General features: G+C 67.8%; 22 protein-coding genes. 13 read left to right on the top strand and 9 right to left on the bottom strand.

The genetic code is table 11. The annotated features are described in order from the left end of the window. Window positions 1–28: 28 nt before the first annotated feature. The 5 genes from M9914_05135 (at window position 29) to M9914_05115 (ending at window position 7544) form a co-directional block, all read left to right on the top strand. A complete protein-coding gene (locus M9914_05135) occupies window positions 29–1198 on the top strand; it encodes a M20/M25/M40 family metallo-hydrolase (GenBank protein MCO5173558.1) in 1170 nt (389 codons plus the stop codon). Beyond that, window positions 1195–2958: a M28 family peptidase gene (locus tag M9914_05130; GenBank protein MCO5173557.1), complete on the top strand. Its 1764-nt coding sequence runs from the start codon at window positions 1195–1197 to the stop codon at window positions 2956–2958. Before M9914_05135 ends, M9914_05130 begins: the two co-directional genes overlap by 4 nt. A gap of 115 nt (window positions 2959–3073) precedes the next feature. Continuing rightward, entirely contained in the window at window positions 3074–3793 is a 720-nt protein-coding gene (locus M9914_05125; protein MCO5173556.1) for an IclR family transcriptional regulator, read from the top strand. 122 nt (window positions 3794–3915) lie between these two features. Next, window positions 3916–6228: a hypothetical protein gene (locus M9914_05120; GenBank protein MCO5173555.1), complete on the top strand. Its 2313-nt coding sequence runs from the start codon at window positions 3916–3918 to the stop codon at window positions 6226–6228. Window positions 6229–6329: 101 nt separating this feature from the next. After that, window positions 6330–7544, top strand: coding sequence for a hypothetical protein (locus M9914_05115; protein MCO5173554.1), 1215 nt, complete (start codon window positions 6330–6332; stop codon window positions 7542–7544). A gap of 153 nt (window positions 7545–7697) precedes the next feature. Here the strand turns inward: M9914_05115 and M9914_05110 are convergent, their stop codons facing one another. Further along, the gene (locus tag M9914_05110; protein ID MCO5173553.1) at window positions 7698–8204 is read right to left on the bottom strand and encodes a CAP domain-containing protein; all 507 of its coding nucleotides are present in this window, start codon (window positions 8202–8204) and stop codon (window positions 7698–7700) included. Between the two features lie 245 nt (window positions 8205–8449). Here M9914_05110 and M9914_05105 point away from each other — a divergent pair, with 245 nt between their 5' ends. Beyond that, the gene (locus M9914_05105) at window positions 8450–8905 is read left to right on the top strand and encodes a thioesterase family protein (protein ID MCO5173552.1); all 456 of its coding nucleotides are present in this window, start codon (window positions 8450–8452) and stop codon (window positions 8903–8905) included. Between the two features lie 26 nt (window positions 8906–8931). On the opposite strand, the gene M9914_05100 is transcribed toward M9914_05105, so the two are convergent. From M9914_05100 to M9914_05085, 4 genes are all read right to left on the bottom strand, one after another. Continuing rightward, window positions 8932–9276: a type II toxin-antitoxin system VapC family toxin gene (locus tag M9914_05100; protein MCO5173551.1), complete on the bottom strand. Its 345-nt coding sequence runs from the start codon at window positions 9274–9276 to the stop codon at window positions 8932–8934. 20 nt (window positions 9277–9296) lie between these two features. Continuing rightward, window positions 9297–10460 (bottom strand): M20/M25/M40 family metallo-hydrolase, encoded by a 1164-nt coding sequence (locus M9914_05095; protein ID MCO5173550.1) that lies wholly within the window; start codon window positions 10458–10460, stop codon window positions 9297–9299. A gap of 98 nt (window positions 10461–10558) precedes the next feature. Beyond that, window positions 10559–10930: a RidA family protein gene (locus M9914_05090; GenBank protein ID MCO5173549.1), complete on the bottom strand. Its 372-nt coding sequence runs from the start codon at window positions 10928–10930 to the stop codon at window positions 10559–10561. A gap of 31 nt (window positions 10931–10961) precedes the next feature. Beyond that, on the bottom strand, window positions 10962–11642 hold the full coding sequence (locus M9914_05085) for a helix-turn-helix transcriptional regulator (protein ID MCO5173548.1): 681 nt from the start codon (window positions 11640–11642) through the stop codon (window positions 10962–10964). A 338-nt stretch (window positions 11643–11980) separates the two neighbouring features. Between M9914_05085 and M9914_05080 the strand changes: the two genes are divergently transcribed. The 5 genes from M9914_05080 to M9914_05060 all read left to right on the top strand — a co-directional run bounded on the left by M9914_05080 (window position 11981) and on the right by M9914_05060 (window position 18249). Next, the gene (locus M9914_05080; protein MCO5173547.1) at window positions 11981–12898 is read left to right on the top strand and encodes a DUF4392 domain-containing protein; all 918 of its coding nucleotides are present in this window, start codon (window positions 11981–11983) and stop codon (window positions 12896–12898) included. Window positions 12899–12930: 32 nt separating this feature from the next. Beyond that, on the top strand, window positions 12931–14481 hold the full coding sequence (locus M9914_05075; GenBank protein MCO5173546.1) for an ABC transporter substrate-binding protein: 1551 nt from the start codon (window positions 12931–12933) through the stop codon (window positions 14479–14481). A 149-nt stretch (window positions 14482–14630) separates the two neighbouring features. Continuing rightward, window positions 14631–16418, top strand: coding sequence for a prolyl oligopeptidase family serine peptidase (locus tag M9914_05070; protein ID MCO5173545.1), 1788 nt, complete (start codon window positions 14631–14633; stop codon window positions 16416–16418). A 35-nt stretch (window positions 16419–16453) separates the two neighbouring features. Beyond that, complete coding sequence (locus M9914_05065; GenBank protein ID MCO5173544.1) at window positions 16454–17371, top strand: ABC transporter permease; 918 nt, start codon at window positions 16454–16456, stop codon at window positions 17369–17371. Continuing rightward, the gene (locus tag M9914_05060; protein MCO5173543.1) at window positions 17368–18249 is read left to right on the top strand and encodes an ABC transporter permease; all 882 of its coding nucleotides are present in this window, start codon (window positions 17368–17370) and stop codon (window positions 18247–18249) included. The genes M9914_05065 and M9914_05060 overlap by 4 nt, the downstream gene beginning before the upstream one ends. Window positions 18250–18292: 43 nt before the next feature. Here the strand turns inward: M9914_05060 and M9914_05055 are convergent, their stop codons facing one another. Together M9914_05055 and M9914_05050 are read right to left on the bottom strand one after the other, a co-directional pair. Beyond that, the gene (locus M9914_05055) at window positions 18293–18661 is read right to left on the bottom strand and encodes a type II toxin-antitoxin system PemK/MazF family toxin (GenBank protein ID MCO5173542.1); all 369 of its coding nucleotides are present in this window, start codon (window positions 18659–18661) and stop codon (window positions 18293–18295) included. Further along, window positions 18655–18891 (bottom strand): hypothetical protein, encoded by a 237-nt coding sequence (locus tag M9914_05050; GenBank protein ID MCO5173541.1) that lies wholly within the window; start codon window positions 18889–18891, stop codon window positions 18655–18657. Before M9914_05050 ends, M9914_05055 begins: the two co-directional genes overlap by 7 nt. Before the next feature lie 169 nt (window positions 18892–19060). On the opposite strand from M9914_05050, the gene M9914_05045 reads away from it, so the two are divergent. Next, a complete protein-coding gene (locus M9914_05045; GenBank protein MCO5173540.1) occupies window positions 19061–19717 on the top strand; it encodes an FMN-binding negative transcriptional regulator in 657 nt (218 codons plus the stop codon). Window positions 19718–19719: 2 nt separating this feature from the next. On the opposite strand, the gene M9914_05040 is transcribed toward M9914_05045, so the two are convergent. Both M9914_05040 and M9914_05035 read right to left on the bottom strand, forming a co-directional pair. Beyond that, on the bottom strand, window positions 19720–20451 hold the full coding sequence (locus tag M9914_05040) for a GntR family transcriptional regulator (GenBank protein ID MCO5173539.1): 732 nt from the start codon (window positions 20449–20451) through the stop codon (window positions 19720–19722). Between the two features lie 133 nt (window positions 20452–20584). After that, the gene (locus tag M9914_05035) at window positions 20585–22156 is read right to left on the bottom strand and encodes an ABC transporter substrate-binding protein (GenBank protein MCO5173538.1); all 1572 of its coding nucleotides are present in this window, start codon (window positions 22154–22156) and stop codon (window positions 20585–20587) included. Window positions 22157–22282: 126 nt separating this feature from the next. On the opposite strand from M9914_05035, the gene M9914_05030 reads away from it, so the two are divergent. Beyond that, complete coding sequence (locus tag M9914_05030) at window positions 22283–24055, top strand: aminopeptidase P family N-terminal domain-containing protein (GenBank protein ID MCO5173537.1); 1773 nt, start codon at window positions 22283–22285, stop codon at window positions 24053–24055. Window positions 24056–24153: the final 98 nt, after the last annotated feature.

The following is a 24153-nucleotide window of genomic DNA, read 5'->3' as shown; positions in this document are numbered from 1 at the left end:
CGCCGGCCGAGGAGGAGGAAGTCAGGGCATGACCGAGGCCACCGACGAGACGGTAGTCCTGCTGCGCAGCCTAGTGCAGTGCCCAAGCCCTTCCGGGCAGGAGGAGGCCGTGCAGCGCCTCATCGCCGACTGGCTGCGGCTGAACGGCGTCGCCACGACCCTACAAACCACCGCGGACGGGCTCAGCAACGTCTTCGCCACGGTCAGAGGCGACCGACATGGCGAGGCGGCGCCCAGCTTGCTGCTACTCGGCCACGCCGACACCGTCCTGCCGGGCAACGGATGGACCCACGACCCGTACTCGGGCGTCCTGGAGGGCCACCGTCTGTACGGACGTGGGGCCGTCGACATGAAGGCCGGCCTAGCCGCCGCGATGCTGGCCATGCGCGAGCTGGCCCGCCGCTCCGACTGGTGTGGCACGGTCAGCTTCGCATCGGTGGCGGACGAGGAGGCCTCCTCGAGGGGCGCGGTCGACCTGATCGCCCGCGGGCTGCGGTTCGACGCCGCCGTGGTGTGTGAGCCGCACTTCGACGATCCGGTCGTCGGCGGCGTCGGCAAGATCAACGTCAGGATCACGTGCCGTGGGCGCAGCGCGCACGGCAGTCGCCCCGAGGAGGGGGTCAACGCCATCGACGCCATGGCGCGGCTGCTGCACGCCCTTCAGGCATCGCCGGTGCGCGAGCATCCGCTCGTCGGGCGGGGCAGTCGCTGCGTGCTGCGCATCCAGAGCGGCGACGGCCCCTACGAGATCAGGGTCCCCGATCGCTGCTCCTGCCTGGTCAACTGGCATCTGGTGCCCGGCGAGAGCGCCGACGACGTGGTCGGCGAGTTGCGGGCGCTGGCGGAGAGCGTATCGCCGGCGGTGGACGCCATTTTCGACGTCCTACCCCCCGCCTACCCCAGCTACCTGACCGCACCCGACCACCCCTTCCTGCGGCACTTCACTGAGACCTACCGCCGCGAGTTCGGCCACGACCCCGCTTTCGCCTACGGCCGCGGAGTGAGCGACGCCAACCTGCTGGCCGACAGCGGGATCCCCACGGTCATGTTCGGGCCGTCCGGAGCGAACCTGCATGCCGCCGACGAGTGGGTGGACGTGCGGCAGATCGGCGAGGCGGCGCGTTTCTACGTGGCGCTCGCGACCTCGGAGCGAACCTGGACCTCAGGGCAATCAGGGCATAGAAAGGACCATTCATGACGACCTCGGCTCTGCCACCGATCCTTCAAGCTTTCGACCTCGACCGGGCCATGACCCATGTCCGGTGGCTGAGCGAGCGCACACCCAACCGCATCTCCGGCGGGGGCCAGGACCGCTTGGCCGCCGAGTACATCCGCGACACCCTCGCCTCCTACGGCTTGGCGGCCAAGCTGCAGGAGTTCGACACCTACACCAGCACCATCGGCAGCGGCGCCCTCGATGTCCTCTCCCCGGAGCCCTGGACACCCGTCGTCAAACCGTGCCTGCACATCGACCCGACCCCTCCGGAGGGAGTGGTGGCCGAGCTCGTGGCGGTAGGCCCCGGCGGCCGCGAGGACTACGCCGGCCTCGACGTGCGCGGCAAGATCGTCCTGGCAGAGGTCAGCTACGCCCCAGCGACGCCGGAGAAGGCGCGGCTGGCCTACGAGCAGGGCGCCATCGGCATCGTCCTGATGAACTGGGGAACCTCCGACCAGGACAACATCCCCTGGCGCGCCCTGAAGGCCGTGTGGGGTAACCCCACCCGGGCCACGTGGAACGAGATCCCCAGGCTGCACGCCCTCGCGATCACTCGACGCGACGGCGAGCGGCTCAAGGCGCAGTGCAAGCAGGGAGGGGTGGAGGTGAGGCTCCGCGTGACGGGCCAACGCCTCTGGGCGCGGGTCGCCCAGCCGATCGCCTGGCTGCGCGCACCGGAGTCAAGCCCAGAGCGCGAGCAGTTCGTGGTCGTCTCGGGGCACCTCGACGCCTGGGAGCCGGGCGTGACCGACAACGCCAGCGGCAACGGCGTGATGATCGAGATCGCCAGGCTGCTGGCCGAGCGCCGTGACGAGCTGCGCCGCTCGGTGGTCTTCTGCTTCTGGAACGGTCATGAGATCGCGGAGGCCGCCGGCTCGACCTACTTCGTCGACACCCACTGGGAGGAGCTGAACCGCTACGGAGTGGCGTACACCAACATCGACTCGGTCGGCATGCGTGGTGCCGACCGTCTCGCCGTCAACAGCAGCCCGGAGCTGCGCGACGCGCATCAGGCGATCGCGGAGGAGCTCTTCGGCGAGCGACTGCCGAGCAAGCGGCTGGAGCGGATCGGCGACCAGTCCTTCTTCGGCGTCGGCGTACCCGCCATCGCGGCACGCCACGCCCTGCCCGACGCCGTCGTGCAGGCCTGGAACGGCGCTACCCTCGGCTGGTGGAACCATACCGACAAGGACACTTTCGACACGCTCGACGAGGCGGTGCTCGAGCGCGACGGCCGTTTCTGGGCGGGCCTGATACACGACCTGGTGAGCACCGAGCTTCTGCCCCATCTGGCCTCGCCAGCGGCCCAAGAGCTGAGGGCGCGCTTCGACACGATGCTTTCGGAAGGCGAAGACCCGGCCGAACTGGGCCGCGTGCGGCCGCTGCTCGACCGACTGGCGGAGCGCGCGGCGTGGCTGGACGCACTGCAGGCCGACACCAAGGAAGCCGTGTTGGCCCGCAACGAGGCGCTCCTGCGCCTCAGCCGCCACATCACGCCTCTGCGTGCCACCGTGGTGGGTAAGTACGGTCAGGACAGCTACGGGCTCAGCGACCTCAAGGAGCCCGTCCCCATGCTCGCCCCGCTGAGCCGCTACCGCAGGCTGGTCGCCGGCGACCCGGAACGGCACCTCCTGACAACCGAGTTGATGCGGGTCAGGCACCGCTTCACGGACGCCCTCACCGCCGCCATCGAGGTCATCGAAGTACTGCGGTTGCGGCTAGGGCTGGCGGGAAGCGACTAGCCCACCAGGACCAGCGTCGGCCTACGTCAGCTTCCCGAGACGCCCGGGCGACCTGGCCGGGCGAGGTCGGCTCCTCGCGCTCCGGCGGCAGCGCAGGTCGTTCTAGGATGTCGACGTGAGCACCACTCTAGAGAAGGCACTCCAGCTCGTCGAGCTCGTGAGTGACGGTGACCTGTCGCTGCAACAACTCTGTCAGGCATCCGGGTTCTCGCGTAGCACCACGCATCGCCTCGCGGCCTCCTTGGTCAAGCACCGGTACTTGGAGAACAAGGCGCAGCGCTACAGCCTCGGCTACCGCTTCCTCGAACTCGGCGAGAAGAAGAAGTCGAGCCTGCAGTTCACGAAGGCCGCCAAGCCGATCGCGCAGAACTACTGCGAGCGAACAGGCGAGACGGTGCACATCGCCGTTCTAGACGGCATCTACAGTATGGTCGTCGATCGCATAATCGGCAGTAGGCAGCTCCAGGTCAACGCCTACGTCGGTCAGCGCACGTTGGCGTACAGAACGGGCGCCGGCAAGGCGATGATCGCCAGCCAACCCGAGCGCGAATGGCTCTTCTTCCTTAACGGCATCGGACGCAAGGAGCGGACCCGCCAACTGGTCGAGTTCGCCGAGATCAAGGAGCGGGGCTACGCCCTCGACCTGGAGGAGAGCGCAAGCGGCGTCGCCTGTGTGGCGACCGCCATCTACGGCCCGTCCGGGCAGGTGGTGGCGGGGGTGAGCTTCAACGGGGCCATCACCGACCTAACGCGGGAGCGACTGGTGGAGTTGGCGCCGACCATCAGGGCTTGCGCGAAGGAGATCGAGAAGGCTATGGCAGCCTCGGTCGCTTGAGGGTCTGGAAGCAATCCTTGGCCGCCAGCACGGGACTACACCGGGCCGAACCGCCCGGTGACGCATTAATCGCACCTTAAGCACGCCGGCACTACACTCCGCTGGGGGTTCTGGAGGAAGCCATGACTCGTAGGATCAACTTCGGCTTGGTCTTGCTACTCGCGTTGCTGACGGTGCCGGCGTGCGGACGCGGCGGTCCGCCGGACCCGAGCGCCGTTCACGACGTGTCGGTCACCGTCTCGCTGCCGGCCGGGGCGGCACCCGGCACGATCACCTTGTCGACCCCGTACGGCGCCGGCCCCGTCACGGGCGGTTCGGGCAAGGCGGGGGTCACCGGGCTCGGGGCGACGCTCGCCACGGCGCAACGGGGCAGCGACCTGCTCCTCATGGGCTTCGTGTCTGACGAGCGCACCACGCTGAGCGTCCGCACCACGGCCGAGGCGTTCGCGTTCTACGCCCTGCAGGGCCAGTTCCTGGAACCGGCGATGCAGGCGAGCCTGATCGACTACCTCTCCAGGAGCTCCGCCGTAGGCCCGGTGGCGGAAGCCGTGCTCGCCGCGGTGCTCGCGAGCCCGCCACGGGTGAGCGCGGACGACCCGGACATCGACGCCGCCCTGCAAGCCATGCTCGCCGTGTTCGCCCCCGAGACGACGAGCTCCGGCTTCGAACTGACCCCTGCGAACCTGACGATCTCCCCCGACTACCAGGCGAGCGGCGTCTTCGTGCGCGAGACCGCCCCGCTCAACGACGCCATCAACGTCTACAACGCGTTCAGGCGCCCCGTGTTCGTTTACGTCGACCGCGTGAGCCCCAACCCCGGCGCCGTCACGAGCTTCGACCTGGAGGGCGCGGCCATCGAGCAGCCCGCGACGGCCAGCACGTTCCAGGCCCTCACCGGCTTCCCTACCGGCGACGTGCCGCGCAGCGCCATCAAGTCGGGGGACGTCGCCGTTCCCGGCCAAGAGGACGAGACCACCATCTACACCGTCACGGTGGTCGGGCCGGGCGGCGACCCGCTCTCCAGCGTGGCCCCGAGCGACCAGGCGCAGAAGGCCAAGGAACTCGCGATGCGCACCGCGATCGAGCGCTTCCTGGCGCCGACGATCGCGAGCGCGCTGGAGGCCGGGGCGAAGCAGCGCACCGCCGCCGACCTCGGCCCCATCCTGCAGGGCCTCTCGAACGGCACGGTGCAGGCGATCGAGTCCGGCGACTTCGCCACGGGCATCAATGGCGCCTTCGCCGACCTCTTCAACTCCAGCGCCCTGCCGACGACCGTCGAGCGCGTGCTGGCCGTCTACTACCCGAACGTGCGCACCCGCGACAGCCTGCAGAACATGCGCGAGCGCCTGACGCGCAGCCTCAGGAGCCTCCTCGGCGCGACGGCCCGTAGCGTCAGCACCAACGGCAGCGGCATCATCGGCACGATCACCGCCTCGAAGCGCATCGAGACGTTCAAGATCGTTAGCAAGCCCGTAAGCCTCCGCCTCACGCCGGCGGAGTCGACCATCGGCAAGGGCGGCGAGGTCGTCCTGACGGCCACGATCAAGCTCCCCGTGGGCGCCGACCCCGCGACGATCGCCTACCGCTACACCCTGACGGGCGCGTTGGCCGGCTACGCGACAGACTCTGGCACGGACAAGGCGTTCCCGTTCACCACTAACAGCACGACCATCACGTACAAGCACCGCGACACGATCAACGTCGTCTACGGCACCGACACCGTGACCGTGGAGGCCGTGCAGAACCAGAACGGCACCGAGGCCGTCATCGCCAGGGCCAGCGCCACCGTGACCGTCAAGGAGAGCACCATCACGCTCACGCCGAAGAGCTCGGAGCTCGGGTTCGGCGAGGAGCAGACGCTCACGGCCACCGTCGACCCCATGCCCACTAGCGGCACGCTCAGCTACGTCTTCGTGACCTACGGGAAGAGCACGTTCGTCGGCGGGGAGCAGACGAAGGTCGGGCCGAGCGACACGGTCGTCTTCCGCGAGTCCGACACGGAGGACGGAGCCGTGCAGACCGTGAACGTGACGGTCGTGGTCGACGACGCCGGCACCAAGACGATCCTCGGGGAGGCGCGGGCGAGCGTGACTTACGTCGAGCGCAACGACTACGTCCTCGCCGGCAACGCCGAGGGGACGGCCGGGATCGGCGTAGACGATAGCCTGAAGGTGACGCTGAACGGCAAGGTGATCTACGACGACGCCGGTGCCGCGGCCGGCACGCGCGGGCCGATCGCGTTCGTCGCCAAGCAGGGCGACTCGCTGGTCTTCGAAGTGACGGACTCGTACGGCTACTGCAGCGGGCTCGGGCAGGTCTACCTCGTCAAGGGCAAGCGGTCGGCAGTTGCCGACCCGGGCTTCGATCTCGGCTGCGGGAGGCCGACGGGCAACCAAGGGGTGGTGCACACGCACACGTTCACGATCCCGTTCTGAGGGTCGAGGGGACGGCGGTTTAAACCTGGCTTAACCCACCTGGGGCCAAGCTGACGGAAGCGACGACCGGTCTAGGTCGCCCTGCCCGTTGGAGGCTCCAGATGCGCCACCGTCCCCTCACCTCCCCCAGCCCTTCGCGGCGCCTAGCAGCTCTCGCGCTCCTGCTCGTCCTCCTCGCCGCCTGCGGGACCCCCACGCCGCCGCGCGACCCCGAACCGCAGTGCACGGACCCCAGCTCTCTCGTGAGCATCCCGGACGAGAACCTGCGGGCAAGCATCACCACGGCCGTGCGGCGCGACACGGGTGGGAGCGAGGAGCTCACCTGCGCGAACCTCGCCGTGGTCAAGCAGCTGAATATCCGCGGCGTCACCCTTGGTTCGCTGGAGGGGGTCCAGTACCTCGTCAACGCCACGCGCGTGAGCTTCGACAACAGCCCGTTCCCACCCTCCCACGCGGCGAAGCTCGCCGCGCTCACGAAGGTCAAGGACCTCACGTTCTGGGAAGTGCCGCTGGACACGCTCGCGTTCGCGTCCAAGATGACCGACCTCGAGTCGCTCTCGCTCGACCGGACGCAGGTGACCAGCCTGGAGCCGCTGCGCGGCTTGCCGGTGCTAGCCTCGGTCGTCGTCGACCACGGCGTGCTCGCCAACCTGGACGCACTCGGCAGCCTGCCGGCCCTCACGTTCTTCCGCTCGCTCGGGAACCCCGTCACGAGCCTTGGGCAGCTCGTGCAGTCGAGCTCGCTCACGAACCTGGAGATCGAGAACAGCGAGCTGACGAGCCTGAGCGGTATCACGCAGCTCGCGACCCTGCGCGTGCTGCGCGTTAACGGGGCGAAGCTCGCGAGCGTGCCGGACCTGACCAGCATGACGAACCTCGAGGAGATCTACCTCGCCCGCAACCAGCTCACCGCCGTGCCGGTCCTGCCGCCCGTGAACCTCGACGTGCTCGTCCTCAGCTACAACCAGCTCACCAACCTCAACGGCATAGCCCGGAGCCCGAAGATCACGAAGCTCCTCCTGGACAACAACCGGCTGACCGACCTGCTGCCGCTGGCCGACCTGGCCGACGGCATCGAGAACCTGGACCTCGCGAACAACCTCATCTGGGAGCTCGGGCCGCTGACCGTGAACCCCGACATGTTCGCGCCCGGCGCCTGGCTGTACCTGCGGCTGAACTGCCTCGGGCTCAACGGGGCCTTGCCCTACCTCTACCCGAGCAACAACGACGCGATCTATACCTTGCAGGCGCGCGGGGTGAACTTCAACTACACGCCTTATCAGGACGAGGAGCTGTGTGAGGCCGTGTTGCCTTGAGTGAGGCCGGCTTGCGCCGGGGGCAGCCGCCTGGCAACGGGAACTGCGCAGGCTCGACTATCTATGGGACGACAGGCTGTTCTAGTCCCATCGTCATGAGACTCGGCTCCAGAGGGCCTTACAGCCAATTCCTGACAATGTAGCGTCCCCGCGCTAGAAGGGCCGGCCGAACACTTGGGTCCAGTAGTGGCCCGCCTCGCCCACGCCCAGCTCGGTGAAGTGGGAGTTCATGATGTTCGAGCAGTGACCGGAGCTCTTCAGCCAGGCATCCATGACCTCATCCACGGTCTCGAAACCGGCGGCGACGTTCTCGCCCCACCAGCTCGCGCGATAACCGGTCGCGGCGATGCGCGTGTCTGGGGTGCTGCCGTCCGAGCCCGCATGGGACATGCTCCCATGCGCGAACATGTCGTCGCTGTGGCCCTGTGCTGCCTGCGCGAGCAGGTCGTTCAACGTCAATGGATCTACCGGCGGCGCTGCAACACCGCCACAGGTCGTACCGGCCGTCCGAACTTCGTTGACGGCGGCCAACATCGCCTCGGCCAAGGTCGGCTTACCGGGATCAGGGTCCTCATCGCCCTTGGGGGGCTTCGTAGTCGCACAACCGGCCAACACGCACACGAACCCGAGCACCAGTAGTACTTTCAGGACCGTTCGCATGGGCGAATGCTACTCGCTGCCATGGCGACATGCTGGGCGGATCGCACAGCGCGTGGCCGCTTGGCCATGCGCTCGGGATCCAGGATCCATACGGGCCAAGCAGGAGAAGAACGCCGCCGGCGAAGCCCGCGTTCGATCCGTGGACGGCGACAGGCGCTCTGGGCCAGGCGTTGCCCCATGCCTGAACTCGCACGAGTGGACTCCGGTTCAGGCCGCTTCGCGCCGGCCAGGGATAGCATGACCACATGTCGGCCACCCAGCTGAACCTCGACCTCAAGACGATGCTGGAGGAGATGATCCCCTTCAACAAGCTGCTCGGCGTGCGGCTCGTGTCAACGGATCCGGAAGCCGGCAGGCTGGTCCTGGAGATGCCGCTGCGCGAGGAGCTGATCGGAAACGCCTACCGCGGCATCGTCCACGGCGGAGCGATGTCCGCGCTCATCGACGCGGCGGCCGGCGGCGCCGCGGCGCTGCAACTCCCGGACTTGCGCGAGGCGGTGGCGGTGGCGACCATCGACATGCGCGTCGACTACCTCGAGCCGGGCCGCGGCGACCTCCTCACGGCCGACGCGCGCGTGATGCGGTGCGGGCGCCGCGTGATCGTGGTGCGCATCGATGTGAGCGACGCCAACGGAACGCTGGTGGCGATCGGTACGGCCACCTTCAGTCGGGCGCCGCAGGGAGGCGCAGACAAGCAGTAGCATCGACCCGAGACCCGGTGCTGGCGCTAGGTGCCAGCCTCCCAATCCTCCAAACGCAGACCGACGACCCGCCCGAACTCCCCGGTGTTATTGGTGACGAGGACGAGGTCGCTGGCCACCGCGGTAGCCGCGATGAGCAGGTCGTTGGCGCCGATAGGCGCGCCTCGACGCTTCAGATCCGCCCATATCCGGCCGTAGTGGTAACCGACCTGAGAATCGAAGGGAACGATGGCATACGGCGCCAGGAAGTCCGAGACGAGCCTCAAGTTCTCGGCCACGCGCGTCGAGTCGTAGGCACCGAAGGCGAGTTCGCCCGCGACGATAGCCGGCACCGCCATCTCGGTCGGGGCATGAAGGGCGAGGCGCCGCACGAGCGCCGCCGACGTTCACCCTACTTCGCCAACTCCCCCACCACCCGCTCCAGGACCCGCATGACCGCGTGCACGCTCCCCAGGTCCACCCACTCGTCCAGTTGGTGGATGCCACCGCCGATCGGTCCGAACAGCACGGTGGGGATGCCGGCATCGGCGATCAGCGCCGCGTCGGTCCAGTAGGGCGCGCCGACCCTGGCAGGTGTGGCGCCGGTCTCGGCCGCGATGGCGGCGCCGAGTAGCTCCAAGACCTCGGCGCCGGGCGCGACCTCGAACGGCGAACGCGCCAGCACCTGGCGCACGGTCGGCTTCACCGCCGGGTCCGCCGCGGTCAGCTCTGCGAGCAGCGACTCCATCTCGGCGAGGGTCGTGGCGGCCGTCTCCCCCGGCAACGTGCGCCGCTCGATGGTCGCGGTCGCCCTGCTCGGCGTGGTGAAGAGCTCCTGCCCGCCAGCGGCCAGCACCGCCTGCAGCGAGCCGTGCGCCAGCAGCGGGTGCGGCGGGCGGCGGCGCAGCTCCTCGTCGTGGCGCTCCACGGCCGCGAGCAGCCTGCCCAGGTGCGTGAGGGCGTTGACGCCGTCGGCCGGCCTGGAAGTGTGCGACTCCTTGCCCTCGAACTCGACCTCGAACAGCGCGAACCCGCGGTGCGCCACGTGCAACTCCATGCTCGTGACCTCGGTGACGATGGCGGCGTCGAGCTTCGCCGTGCGCGCCAGGTGCGCGAGCGCCTCGCGGGTGCCGATGCTGTCGTGCTCCTCGTCCGCCACGCACATGAGGACGACGTCGCCCGTCAGGCCGCGCTCGGCGGCGGCGGCCAGCAGCAGCATGCACACGGCCAGGCTCGCCTTCATGTCGATGGTGCCGCGGCCGTACATGCGGCCGCCCTCCACGCGCGGCGTGAACGGGGAGGGCATACCCTTCACACCCACCGTGTCCAGATGCGAGTAGAGCAGGACGTTGCGGCCGCCGCCGGTGCCGGGGGCCGTGACGATCACGCTCGGCCGGCCGGGGGCGTAGGACTCCAGCCACTCGACCTTCAGGCCGCGCTCCTCGCACCACGTCGCCACGAAGCGGGCCAGCTCCGTTTCGCCGGGGTGGTCGGGGTCTAGGGTGGGGTTGACGGAGTCGATACTGACCAGTTCAGCGATCAGCGGCTCTAGAGCGGAGTGGACGTCGTGGGGCATGGAGGTTTCCTTTACGCAGTCAGGAGGACTGTCTTCACAGTACCGCCCGAGCCGTGTAGCAGACCCCACAAGGTCCGGACCAGCCCCGACCCCATGAACTACTCCCCGTCTACCACCGCTATCGCCTCGACCTCGATGAGGGCGTCGATGGCCAGCTCCGCCCCGACCGTCGACCGCGTCGGTAGGTTCGTTCCGAACCGACGAGCGTACGTCTCGTTCATCCCGGCGAAGTCACGCTTGACATCGCTCAGATAGACAGTGGTCTTGACGACGTCCGCCAAGCTCGCGCCGGCCTCGTTGAGGACGCGCTCCAAGTTGTCGATGACCTGCTCGGTCTGGTCGCCTATGTCGCCCCCGACGAGCTTCCCGTCGGCGTCGAAAGGGACCTGCCCGGACACGTAGATATGGTTCCCGCGCTTCAGGTAGGCAGAGAGTGGGACACGGTTGGTACGGGGGGCGTCAGTACCCATTCGATGGGCCTCCAGACAGTGGATTCGTGCGTCAGCCGCTGGACCTGATCTCGTCCAGGTAGCTGTAGACGGTGAACTTCGAGATCCCGAGCGCATCCGCCACCCGAACCACGGAGCCGCGGAGCAGGAAAGCGCCCCGTCCTTCCAGTTCCCCGACGATGCGTAGCCGTGCCTCCCGGTCGAGTTCGCTTACGGGGCCAGGCTCGCGCCCGAGGCACTCAGCGATGAGCTCGTCGAGGACTAGCCCGAAGTCACGCGAAGGGTGCCCTGGCTCGCTCCCGGGTTCGACGACTGCCCCGGTAGCGCCCACTAGCTGGTCCAGCCATCTGGCGGCGGCCAACGGGACGCTCAGGTCGTGGTTGAGGCACAGCGCGGCGAAAGGGGCGCAGTCAAGGTTGTAGTAGAGCGTCGTGGTCGACTTGAGCACACGACCGTCGCTCGTCTTCGTCTGGTAAGCGAGGATCTCCGGGTTGGGATTGACCCCGCGGGCTAGGGCCTTGAGCGCGACATCGTTCATCGGACCGCCGATGAGAGGGCTCCCTATCTGCCGCCCGGAGACATGGCCGTTGGCTATGGCCACTATCGACCGCTCGGGACACCGCAAGTCGTGAACGACGACCTCGCACTCCCTGCCTGTGATGGCCGCTATCGATGGGACCGCGGCAGCGAGGCTGGCGATGATCAACTCCTCGTCGCGGCCGGCGGTGGGCACGGACGGGCTGGACGGGCGGGCTTGCCCATCTCTTCCAACACCCTCGTTCCCAATTTCTTGTGCAGACGATCTGGCCATACGACCTCCCTTAGCAAGCCCCGCCAAGTGCGAGCATACACGACTGGCAGCGATAAAGTCCGCATGCCCTGCACAAGCCTCTACCAAGAACACCCGAGCCCCAAGAGGCGACACTTACAACGATTGGACAAATTGTTGTATGCTTTCCCCGCACCACTGGGCGTGCTTGCATGCGTCTTGTCTCACGCAGAGAGGGAGCGCGTGAGGCACCGAACAAGCTACCGGGGCGTAGACCGATGTCGATCTGCTGGGAGGCAAGCGTGGGCAAACTGGTTCCGTTCGAGAACATAGACAGGCTCCTGAACGTGGAGGTCCGTCCAGACGGGCTTCCGCAAGGCGTTATGCAACGAGCCTACGACGTGGTGCGCGGCGCTGGTGAGCCGCTAGTGTACCAGGCAGCCAAGGAGTTGGACTCAGTCGCGGGCACCATCGGCTTCCTGACGGGCGTGCACTTCCCCCCGCACTTCGAGATGGGCGAGATCGATGGGCCGATCGGCACCGTCGTACTGGGCAACGTTCTCGGAGCACTGGGTCACAAGACCGAGGTCCTAGTCGAGGACCATCTCGTGCCGCTCATCGACGCTCTCTCGCAGAAAGGCGCCGGGCACGTCAAGGCGATACCCGTCAGCTCGGTCACCATCGATCAGGTGGTCGGCTCCTGGTCGGCTCTCGTGAGCATCGAACGCATCGGGGTAGCCGAGGACGGTCGGCGCCACACCATCGTCGGCACGCCTTTCGAGGGCGGCTACACCATCGGCGATGCGATCGTCGAGGGGATGAACGCCGCCGGCAAACCGACGATCGGACTTGGCGACGGCGGCAACGAGATCGGGTTCGGCAAGATCCTGGAGAGCGTTGGGCGCACCTCGCCCCATCCGGACGCCTGGACGACGACCGCCACGAAGCAGGTCCTGCCCGTATGCGTCTCCAACCTCGGCGCGTACGGTATCGCTACGAGCCTTGCCGTGATGCACGAACGCCTCGACCTCGTGCCGACCTCGCAGCACGTCGAAGAGCTGATCAGGCTGGCGAACTCGATGGGCTGCCTGGACGGCGGCACCGTCGACCCAGATTTCATCGGCGACGACGGCATACCCATGGTCGGCATCGCGGCTTACATCGACCTGATGGGCGTCATCGCGCGCCAACACTTCAACCCTAACGACAGGCACTTCTAACCAGCGCCAGACGCGCAGGACGGACAAGCATTATGACGAAGCTTCTCAAGCGCCTGACGGTCCTCGTGGCAGCCCTATCGTTGGCGGCGACGAGCCTGGCTCAGAGCAACACGGCCACGGTCCTCCAGGGCGTAGACCCCGGGACGCTCGACCCGGCCAAGTTCGCCTCCACCACGCAGCAGACGCTCTTCACGCACATCTTCGACACGCTGACGGAACTCGACTGGGAGACCGGCCAGCTCGTCGGCAAGCTCGCTACCAGCTGGGAGATCATCGACGACCTGACGTGGCGCTTCCACCTCCGCGAAGGCGTCACCTTCCAGAACGGTGAACCGTTCGACGCGAACGTCATGCAGTACAACCTCGAACGGCTCGTCGACCCCACGGTCGGTGCCTACGCCTGGTTCTTCGTGGCCGACGCTGACTTCGAGTCCTCGCGCGTGATCGACGACTACACCATAGAGATCAAGACGAAGCAGCCTTCGGCTCTCGTTGCCGAGCTGCTGCGCTTCGTGTTCGTCGTACCGCAGGGCTACTACTCGAGCACCGACCTCACGGAGCTTGCCTCTCATCCCGTCGGTTCCGGTCCGTACAAGCTAGTGAGCTGGACGCGCGACGAGGCCATCGTCCTGGAGCGCTGGGACGACTACTGGGGTGACAAGCCGAGCATCGAGCGCATCGTGGTGCGCTCCGTTCCTGAAGCATCGACCCGCATCGCGGAACTGGTCACGGGCGGAGCCGACCTGGTCGTCAACGTGCCGCCGGACCAGACGCTCCTCATCGAACGCGACGCGAACACCACGGTCAAGAGCGTCGAGAGCGGTCGCGTCATCCACATCATGATCGACAACAGCGTCGTGCCGTTCAACGACCTCCGCGCGCGCCTGGCCCTCAACTACGGTGTCGACAAGCAGGCCATCATCGACAACCTCTTCCTCGGGCTCGGCACACCGCTCGCGGGCATCGCCAACGGCCCGTGGCGCAACGAGAACATCCAGCCCTACCCGTTCGACCGCGTCAAGGCGCTCGAACTGTTCGCCGAGGTCGGCTATACGCCCGACGCCAACGGCGTGCTCCGCAACGCTGCTGGTGAGGCCATCGTCGTTACGCTCGACACGCCCTCGGGCCGTTACCTCAAGGACGTCGAGGTGGCGCAGGCCGTTCGCGACGACCTCCGGCGACTGGGTCTCGTAGTCGAGGTCGAACCGCTCGAATGGTCGGTCAGGACGCAGCGCCAGAACTCCGGTGCGTTGGCGCCTCTGAGCCTCGGCGGCCTGGGCGGCCTCTTCAACGGCGTCGGGGAGATGCGCTGGGTCACCCCGACCCCGCAGTATTCCGACCGCGACCGCGAGATCCGGTGGCAGTCGCAAGAGTTCGAGGACCTCTACGCGGACATGCGCGCGACGCTCGACGACGCCACTCGCAAGCAGAAGGTGGATAGGCTCCAGGAGCTCGCCATGGAAGGCGCGCCTTGGATCTTCCTCTACAGGCAGTACGACAACTACGGCGTCAGCAACCGCCTCGTAGGCTGGGAGCCGCGTCCTGACGAGGTCCTCGACCTCCGGCGCGTCGAGCTCAAGTGAGCGGCGAGCGTTCCGCTACTTCCGGTAGCGGTGGGGGTGACGGCCTGACGGCCGTCACCCCCGTGAGTTCGCACGACCTAGACATGCTCTCGGAACCCCTTAGGGACACACGGTTACTCCGCGACCCGGTCATAACTAGCGATGCCCAGTTGAGGCGTGGTCCGGGCCCGGCCGCATGGTCCAACCGCGACCAGGTCGCCTACTACCGAGTCGGGCAGGCGGACGGCCTGACGCTCCAGCTATGGGTCGGAGAGCCCGGCGGAGCCCCGGTCAGATGGAGCACCGACCCCTTCAAGGCTTCCGCCGGGCAGGGGTCCATCATGGACCGCACGTTCGCGGGCGGACCGGCGTTCTCCCCCGACGGCTCCATGATCGCGGTGACCGGCTCCGACGGACCGGAAACGGGCCAGGGAATCTACGTCTTCACCGCCCCCGGTGAGTACCGGCGCCTGACCCGGCGCTTCGGGAACCACAGGCACCCCGTCTTCTCACCCGACAGTACTCGGGTGGCGTTCGTGGCCAACTCCAACGGAGTCGACTCGATCTGGGTCGTGCCCGTGACAGGCGGCGCCGCGACAGAGCTCGTCTCCAGGGAGTTCGGCGCATTCCATCCCGCCTTCTCACCATGCGGTAGGTACTTGGCCTTCACGTGCGCGACCGGCGCCGACGCGCTCAGCTGCCAAGTAGGCGTGCTGGAGCTGGCGACGCACAAGCTCAGGATCGTGACCCCAACGGGCAACGTACATAGCCGCTTCCCGGCCTGGGCAAGGTCGGAGGGCGGTGCAAGCGAGCTCTACGTCCTCTCGGACGTATACGGTTACGACGCGGTGTGGCGTATTGACCCGACGACTACCAGGATGACTCGCGTCTCACCGAAACGCCAGGCGGACGTGGGTGAGTTCGCCGTCTCGTCCGACGGCTCTCACGTCGTCTACGTAGCCTACCAGCGGACCGACGTGGAGCTGTGGAGCGTCGATCGCGCCGGACGCGACGTCAAACGGCTCGACACTGGTCACGGCGTCCATCACTGGCCCGTGCTCGAGCCTGGCGGCGAGCGCGTTCTCGTCAGACGCGAGACCCCGTGGCAGCCGGCCGAGCCCGCCGTCTACTCCCTGACGGGCGGTCAGGTAGTCCTCGCCGCTGCCCCCGAGCCCGTGCCCGGGGTGAGCATCACCCAGGTCGCCTTCGAAGCGTTCGACGGGCAGATCGTGGACGGAGTCCTCTACGCACCTCAGGGCGAGCGGCATGGCGGGGGCGGCTACCCGGCCGTCGTCTTCATACACGGCGGCCCGAACGGTCAGCACACGAACGGTTACTGGCCGCTCTTCCACCGCCTCGTCGAGAACGGGTTCGTCGTATTGGCGCCCAACTGCCGTGGCAGCACCGGTTACGGGCGCGAGTGGATGGACGCGAACATCCACGATTGGGGTGAGGGAGACCGGCGCGACTGGGTAGCAGCCGTGCGGTACCTGAGGACGCTGCCGTACGTGGCGGACGCCAAGATCGGCATCTGGGGACGCAGCTACGGCGGCTACAGCACCGTAAGGGGGCTGGCTCTCGAACCGGACACGTTCGCCGCGGGCATCGCCCATTTCGGCCCGATCGAGCTGGCGGCTTTCTACGAGGAGACGACCGTCCGGCACCTCATGATCCATAACTTCGGTCACCCGAGCGAGCAGGCGGAAAGCTACGCACGCTCCTCGACTGGCCGGCACCTCTCCTCCGTTCGCGGCCCCTTGCTGATGTTGCAGGGTGCGGCGGACGAAGGCGTGCCCTTCGACCAGATGCGCCTCGTCTACGACGCCCTGGTAGCCCAAGGAAAGCGGGTGGGCTACGTCGAGTACCCGCGTGAGGGTCACGGCTTCGACGAGCCAGAGCACGTCTTCGACGCCGCCGGGCGCATCGTCAAGTTCTGGCGCGAAGAGCTGGGTGGTTGAGGACGCTCGTGACGGCGGGGAGCGGGCGGTAAGCCTTGACGTCTTACTTGCTGCGGCGGCTGTGGCAGTTCGCCCTCGTCCTCTTGGGCGTGAGCGCCGTGACGTTCGCCATCACCAACCTGACCGGTAGCCCCGCTGCGCTGCTCCTTCCGCCCGACGCCGGGCGGGCCCAGGTCGAGGCGCTCACCCAGCGCCTCGGCCTCGACCAGCCGCTGCACGTGCAGTACTGGCGCTTCCTCACGAACGCCCTGCGGGGCGACTTCGGCAACTCGCTCAGGCAGGGCCGGCCGGCCATCCAGGTAGTGGCCGAACGCGTTCCTGCCACGGCCTTGCTCGGGCTCACCGCGTTGGCGCTCTCGGTGCTCGTGGCGGTCCCGGTCGGGACGTTCACGGCCGTCAGACGCGGCACGGCCTACGACACGCTCGCCACTGCAGTGGTTCTGTTCGGTCAGTCGCTGCCGAGTTTCTGGCTGGGACTCATGCTCATCCTCGTGTTCGGGGTGACCTTGCGCGTGCTGCCGATCTCAGGCATGGGCAGTTGGCTCCACCTGATCGGACCGGCTGTCACGCTGAGCTTCTTCCCCGCCGCCCGCAACATCCGCATGCTGCGCTCATCGGTGATAGAGACGCTCAACATGGACTTCGTCAGGACCGCACGCTCCAAGGGGCTGGCAGAGCACGTTGTAGTGCGAAAGCATGTCCTCAGGAACGCGCTCATACCGTTCGTGACGATAGTCGGGCTCCAGATAGGCTTCGTTCTCGGTGGTGCCGTCATCGTAGAAACGATCTTCGCGTGGCCTGGCATCGGACGCCTCATGGTGCAAGCCGTGCAAGGCCGCGACTTCCCCGTCATCCAGGCCGGCGTGGTCCTCATCGCGGCCACGTTCATGGTCGTCAACTTGCTGACCGACCTTCTTTACGCGGTGCTGAACCCGAGGATAAGGCTGCGATGATCGGCTCCAGCGCCAACGTCCGGTACCCGAGATGGCTCAAGCGCCTGCTCAGGAACTACACCGTGATGCCCGCTCTCGTCTTGCTAGTAACGGTCGTCCTCATGAGCGTCTTCGCCCCATGGCTGGCGCCGCATTCGCCCGACCAAGGCGAGGTCGCCAAACGCCTCCTGCCGCCCGCTTGGAGTGCTGGAGGCACTTCGAGCTACTTCCTCGGCACGGACGCCCTTGGCCGCGACATCCTCTCGCGGCTGATCTACGGCGCGCGCGTCTCGATGCTGGTTGGGGTCGCCGGCACAGTGCTCGCCGCGCTCATGGGGGTCACGGCTGGCCTGCTGGCGGGTTACCGCGGCGGCTGGCTAGACGACCTGCTCATGCGCGTAGCGGACGTGCAACTGGCGTTCCCGTTCATCCTCCTCGCGATCGCCCTACTGGTCGTACTCGGGGCCGGAATCTGGAACCTCGTGCTCGTCCTCGGCCTCTCCGCCTGGGTGACCTTCGCACGGGTGACGCGGGGGCAAGTGCTGGCGCTACGCGAACTCGAGTTCGTCGAGGCTCTGCATGCCCTAGGCGCCCGCGACTCACGCATACTCGCCAGGACCATCCTTCCCAACGTGACCTCGGCCCTCATAGTCGTCGCTTCCTTCGCCTTCGCCGAGATGGTCCTCGCCGAGGCGGCCCTCTCCTTCCTCGGCCTTGGCGTCCCTCCCTCGACGCCCTCCTGGGGAGGGATGGTGTCCGAGGGGCGCGACTACATCATCTTCGCGTGGTGGGTCATCACGTTCCCCGGCTTGGCGATCGCCTTGACGGTGCTCTCGGTGAACATCGTCGGCGACTGGATCAGGGACGTGCTGGACACGCGGCTCACCGCGGACGCATGAAGTCTGCGACCTCCGCCTAGCCGGCGAACCCAGGAACGCTCGCTCATCCCTGGTAGCTCGACTCCTCCCACACGTCCAACACGAGCCTCAGCCCGGCATCGACCCCAGCAAGGAGGTCAGGGTCCACGCGGCCGACGCGCTCGATGAGGTAGTCGCGATCCAACGTCACGACTTGCGACACGTTCGCGACCGAGTCCTTGGGCAACCCCGCCCCGCCCGCTTCTATGAGCACGTTTCCGGGGGCATCGAGTAGCGCGAGGTTGGAAGTGAGGACAACGCACAGCACCGTGCGGATGCGACTACGGTTGAAAGCATCCGCTTGAACGATCAGGAGCGGCCGCCGGAACCCAGGGCCAGACCCTCGCGGTTCGCCCAGATCCGCCCACCAGATCTCACCGCGATGAACTACCAATCGTCCGCACCAACGCTACCGGCCTGGGCCTCGCGTAGGTCGGACGCCAAACCGCTCTGCTCACGCGCGTAGAGTTCATTGAGGCGCGAAGTCACGTCGGCGTGTCGGTGTCTGGCCAAGAACTCCCTGACCGCCGTGGCGTACAGCTCGCTGCGTGACACCCCCATGCTCTTCGCCAAGCGATCGGCATCCCGGTATATGTCGTCTGGCAAGGAGATCGCCGTTTTCATACCGCAATCCTACCACGGTTATACCGGGCCTTGTCGGATAGGCGGACTCTCCGCCGCCATTTGAACCCGGGCCCCTCCAGCGCCGCCCAGATCCCATGTCACCGGTCGACGCACGCGGTCCGGTCCGCCTCGACGAGCGCCCACCACCCCAACGCCGTACACTCCCCGCATGTACGTGCCGCCGCACAACCGCGAAGAGCGCCCCGAGGTCATGCACCAGCTGATCCGCGCCCACCCCCTCGGGTTGCTCGTCAGCGCCGGCAGCGGTGGTCCTGTGGTGAACCCGATCCCGTTCGTCCTGCACGCGGAAGACGCCGCGCTCGGCAAGCTCGAGTGTCACCTCGCCCGCGCCAACCCGCAGTGGCGCGACCTGCAGACCGCCACGGAGTGCCTAGTCGTCTTCCAAGGCCCACAGGCCTACGTCACCCCGTCGTGGTACCCGGCGAAGCGCGAGCACGGCAAGGTCGTGCCTACCTGGAACTACGTCATCGCGCAGGCGCGCGGCCTGCCAACGGTGATCGAGGACCGCGCCTGGCTGCGACGCCACCTCGCGGAGCTCGTCGACCACAACGAGGAGTCCTTCGACGAGCCGTGGCGCATGACCGACGCGCCGGAGGAGTACCTGGCGGCGCAGATGAAGGGCATCGTCGGCGTGAGCATCGAGGTCACGGAGCTGCGCGGCAAGTGGAAGCTGAGCCAGAACCGCAGCGTGGCCGACCAGCAAGGCACGGCGCTCGGACTGCTGGAGCGCGGAGGCGGCCACGCGGAGGTCGGCGACATGCTGGCGGACAGGCTGGAAGCCGGCGGGTGCCCGGTGCGGCACTGACCTTAGGTCGGCACCCCGGAAGACACCGCCACGTCCTGACCGCGCAACCTGGCGCTGCGCTCCTCCACGAACGCCTCCAGCGTCCCGAGGCCCCGGCGCATGTGCTCCTCCACCTCGCGCAGCATCGCGTCGAGGTCGTCGCCCTTGGCCAAGGCCACGTAGGTGTCGTGTGCCTCTGGCAAGGCGCCCTTGCGGTGGTGGGCCTCGTGGTGGAGCGTGAAGTAGAAGTGGAGCCTCCCGCGCAGCAGGTTCCACGACTCGACGAGGCTGCGGTGCTTCGAGAACTCGTACACGAGGCCGTGGAGGTCCATCTCGCGCGTGATGGCCTGCTGTTGGTCACCGGAGTAGATGGCGTAGGCCAGCGCCCTGTGGCGCGAGTCGAGCGCGCGGAAGAACTCCGGGGTCCGCTTGTCCCACACGATCTTGAATGCGAACGACTCGAGCAGGGTGCGGAAGGAGTAGATCTCCTGGATGTCCTCCACGGACAGCGACCTGACCACCGCGCCGGTGAAGGGGGTCTGGTCGACCAGACCCTCCTCCACCAGCTGCCGGATGGCTTCGCGCAGCGGACCGCGGCTCACGCCGAGCTGCTCGGCCAGCGTCGTCTCGACGAGGCGCTCGCCGGGCGGCAGGGCCGCCTCCAGGATCGCCTTGCGCAGCACGATGACCAGCTGCTCGCGCAGCGTCCTGCCGGCCCCCTGCTCTCTATCGATCGGCTCCAGCCGTCCCAGCACTAACGACCTCCAGGCGCCGCCTCACACGCCCTGCTCGAAGACCGGGAGACCGCTCCCCAAGAGCCTGACCTGGTTCGGTGCCGCACGCTGTTCTGACCGTACGATACCGTCCCGGCGACGCCGGCGGGCTCGCCTACTTGCTGACGCCCGCCATGGACGGCAGACCGCCGAGCGGGTTGATGACGACGCCCTGGACGCCCTTCCGGATCGCCATGAACGGGGTGCCGTGAGCGAGGGGGAGTGACGGCGCGGCCTCGTGGGCGATGGCCATGACCTCCGCGTACAGCACGGCGCGCTCTGCCTGCGTGGGAGCCTTGCGAGCCTGCTCCGTGAGTGCCACGACGTCCGGGGCATCCCAGCCGAAGCGCTGCATCGAGGTCGGGCCGTAGAACGTGTAGATGAACGTGTCGGGGTCGGCGAAGTCGGCGTTCCAGCCCGCCGTGTAGAGGGGGAACTTGCCGGTCAACTGGTCCTGCAGGAACGCCGCAGCGTCCTCCGTCTTGAGCGAGGCGCGAATGCCGACCTCGGCAAGGTAGGACGCCATCGCCTCGACCATGCCGAGCCGGAACCGGGCCGTCTCGCGGTACCACAACTCGGTGTCGAACCCGTTCGGGTAGCCGGCCTCGGCCAGCAGCTCGCGCGCCCGCTCGGGGTCGTAGGTGTACGGCTCGACGTCGGCGTGGCCCCAGAGGTTGGGCGGCAGGATGTCCTTCGCGGCCGGGACCTCGCCGTTGTCGAAGGCGTCCACGAGGGCCTGCCTGTCGATGGCGTAGGAGACGGCCTGCCTCACGCGCACGTCGTCGAACGGGGGCTGGCTCTGGTGCATCGAGAGCATGCTCGTGTTAAGCCCGCCGGTGCTGCTGCGGACGATCTCCACGTTCGGGTCGCTCTCCAAGGACGGCAGGTCGCCCTGCGCGAGCCCGTACACGACGTCGAGCGCCCCAGCCTTGAGCTGGGCGATGCGCGCGGTGGCGTCGCCGACGCCCACGAACACTAGCTGCGCCGAGGCCGGTGGGCCTTTGCGGTAGTCGGGGTTGGCGTTCAGCACGATGCGGGTGCCCTCTTCCCAGAGGCCGAACTCGAACGGCCCGGTGCCGACGGAGCCGACCTTCGGCGTGCCGTAGTCGGCGCCGGCGGCCATCACGGCCGTGGGGCTGTCGAAGCCGAAGTAGCCGGAGGCGAGGATCGCCGGGAGGAACGACACGGAGCGGTTCAGCTCGAGCTGAACGGTGTACTCGTCCAGCACCGTCACGCGGTCGAGCGCGCTGCCGCTGCCGAGGAAGCCGCCGAAGAGCGCGCCCCAGCCCGGGTAGGCCTTGCCGGACGCGGAGTAGCGGTACGGGTTCTCGGGGTCGTTCCACCGGTCCAGGCTGAACTTGACGGCCTCGGCGTTGAACGGCGTGCCGTCGTGGAAGCGCACGCCCTGTTCGAGCTCGAAGACCCATACGGTCGAGTCTTCGTTGCCCGTCCAGCTCTTGGCCAGCGCGGGCATGAGGGTCGTGGTCCCGGGCGCGTGCGTTATGAGCTTCTCGGTGATCTGGCTGGTGACGGCGATCGAGTTGCCGTCGTTAGCGTCGCCCGAGTCCAGGGTCGTGGGCAGGTTGCCCGTGCCGATGATTATGGCCCCGCCGGACCGCTGCGCGAGCACCATCCCGGCCAGCACGAGCACCAGCAGTGTTGCGATGAGCTTCTGGACGATGTTCATTGCGCTCCTAACGCGCCGCTCGGTGAGCTTCGACCCGTCCTGGGTAGACGTGGCGGCACCGTGGCCGGTCAGTTGGATGGCTTTGCAGTGTGAGGGTAGCAACGTCCATGCTAGATTGTCAACAGTATGAGAAAGAACCCGGTCGGTGAGCGGCTGGACCGCCTGCGCTCCGCGCTGGCCACGCGCGGCATCGATGCCTGGCTAGCGACCACCGGAGACGCCCACCTGAGCGAGTACATCGGCGAGCGGTGGCGGACCCGCGCCTGGCTGAGCGGCTTCCGCGGCTCCGCGGGCAGGCTCGTGGTCACGCAGGACGTCGCGGGCCTGTGGGTAGACTCCCGCTACCACCAGCGGGCCGACGCCGACACGCAGGGCACGCCTATCACCGTGTTCAAGGAGGGCAGGCCGGGCACGCCCGAGCTTGCGGCCTGGCTCGCGACCAACCTGCCCGCCGGCTCCGTTATCGGCTTCGATCCGGAAACGCTGAGCATGGAGGCGTTCGCGGAGTACCAGGCGCGCCTGTCGCCCGCCGGCCTCGAGCCGAGGCCGGCTCACGGTCTGATCGACGAGGTCTGGCTCGACAGACCGGAAGAGGCCACATCGCCGCTCTTCACCCATCCGCCCGAGTACGCGGGCGAGACGGCCGAAAGCAAGATCGCGCGGTTGCGGACCTGCATCGCCGCAGCGGGCGCCGACGTCGGGCTGCTCACGACGCTGGACGAGATCGCGTGGCTGCTGAACGTCCGCGGCAACGACGTCCCCCTGAACCCTGTCGCACTGGCGTTCTGCCTGGTGGGGATGGACTCCGTGCGCCTCTACGTGCACATGCGCCGGGTCGACGAGGCGCTCGGGGCCGCACTGCCAGCCGAAGTCGAGCTCTCCGATTACGGGACGATCGCCGAGGGTCTGGCCGGTCTTCCGGTCACCACGGCGCTGCTCCTCGACCCCGGCAAGGTGAGCGTCGCCCTCGGGCACGCCGCGAGGCACGTTCGGCTCGTGCCGCGCCCGAGCCCTGTCGCCCACCTGAAGGCGGTCAAGAACCCTACGGAGCTGGCCGGTGCGGCCGCCGCACACCTCCAGGACGGCATCGCCCTCACGAGGCTCCTACACTGGCTGAGCGAGTGCGACTTGGCCGCGGAGAGCGAAGCGGGCGTTGCGCGCAAGCTCGAGGAGTTCCGGGCGGGGCTGCCCGGGTACCGCGGGCCGAGCTTCGAGACCATCGTGGCGTTCGGGCCGCACTCATCCGAGGGCCACTACCGTACCGACGCGGGCGACAGGCAACCGCTCGGGGACGGTTTACTACTCATCGACTGCGGCAGCCACTTCCCTTACGGCACGACCGACACGACGCGGACCGTCGCCCTCGGCGACCCCACGGCCGAGCAGCGCCGTACGTACACGCTCGTCCTCAAGAGCGTGATCGGGCTGAGCTCGGCGCGGTTCCCGAAGGGCACGGTGGGCAAGCAGCTCAACGCGCTGGCTCGCGCACCGTTGTGGCGCGCCGGGCTCGACTGCCCGCACGGGATAGGCCACGGCGTGGGGAGCTACCTGCACGTGCACGAGGGGCCGCAGCGCATCCACCCGCGCAACGAGGAGCCCTTCGGGCCAGGCATGGTGAACTCCTGCGAACCCGCCGTCTACTTCGAGGGCCGTTTCGGGGTGCGGCTCGAGAACGTCATCGTGACGAGCCCGGACGAAGCGAACGCCTTCGGCGAGTTCTACCGCTTCGAGACGCTCACCCTGTGCCCGTTCGACCCGGCGCTCATCGAGACCGGCATGCTCACGAGCGACGAGACGGAGTGGCTGAACGAGTACCACGCACGCGTGGAGCGGTCCCTGAGCCCCCACCTGACCGAGCCCGAGCGCGCGTGGCTGCGGGAGGAGACCGCGCCCCTATGAACGCCCGTCCGAGCCCCGCGACGAGCGGACGCTAGGCCGAGGCCCACCCCCGGCATCAGCGACCACCGACGGCACCGGCGGACCGGGTCATGCAGACC

This window comes from Trueperaceae bacterium (assembly GCA_023954415.1).
Taxonomy (GTDB): Bacteria; Deinococcota; Deinococci; order Deinococcales; family Trueperaceae; genus JAAYYF01.
Note: the sequence above shows the minus strand (reverse complement) of the source record. Positions and strands in the feature narration are given on the sequence as shown.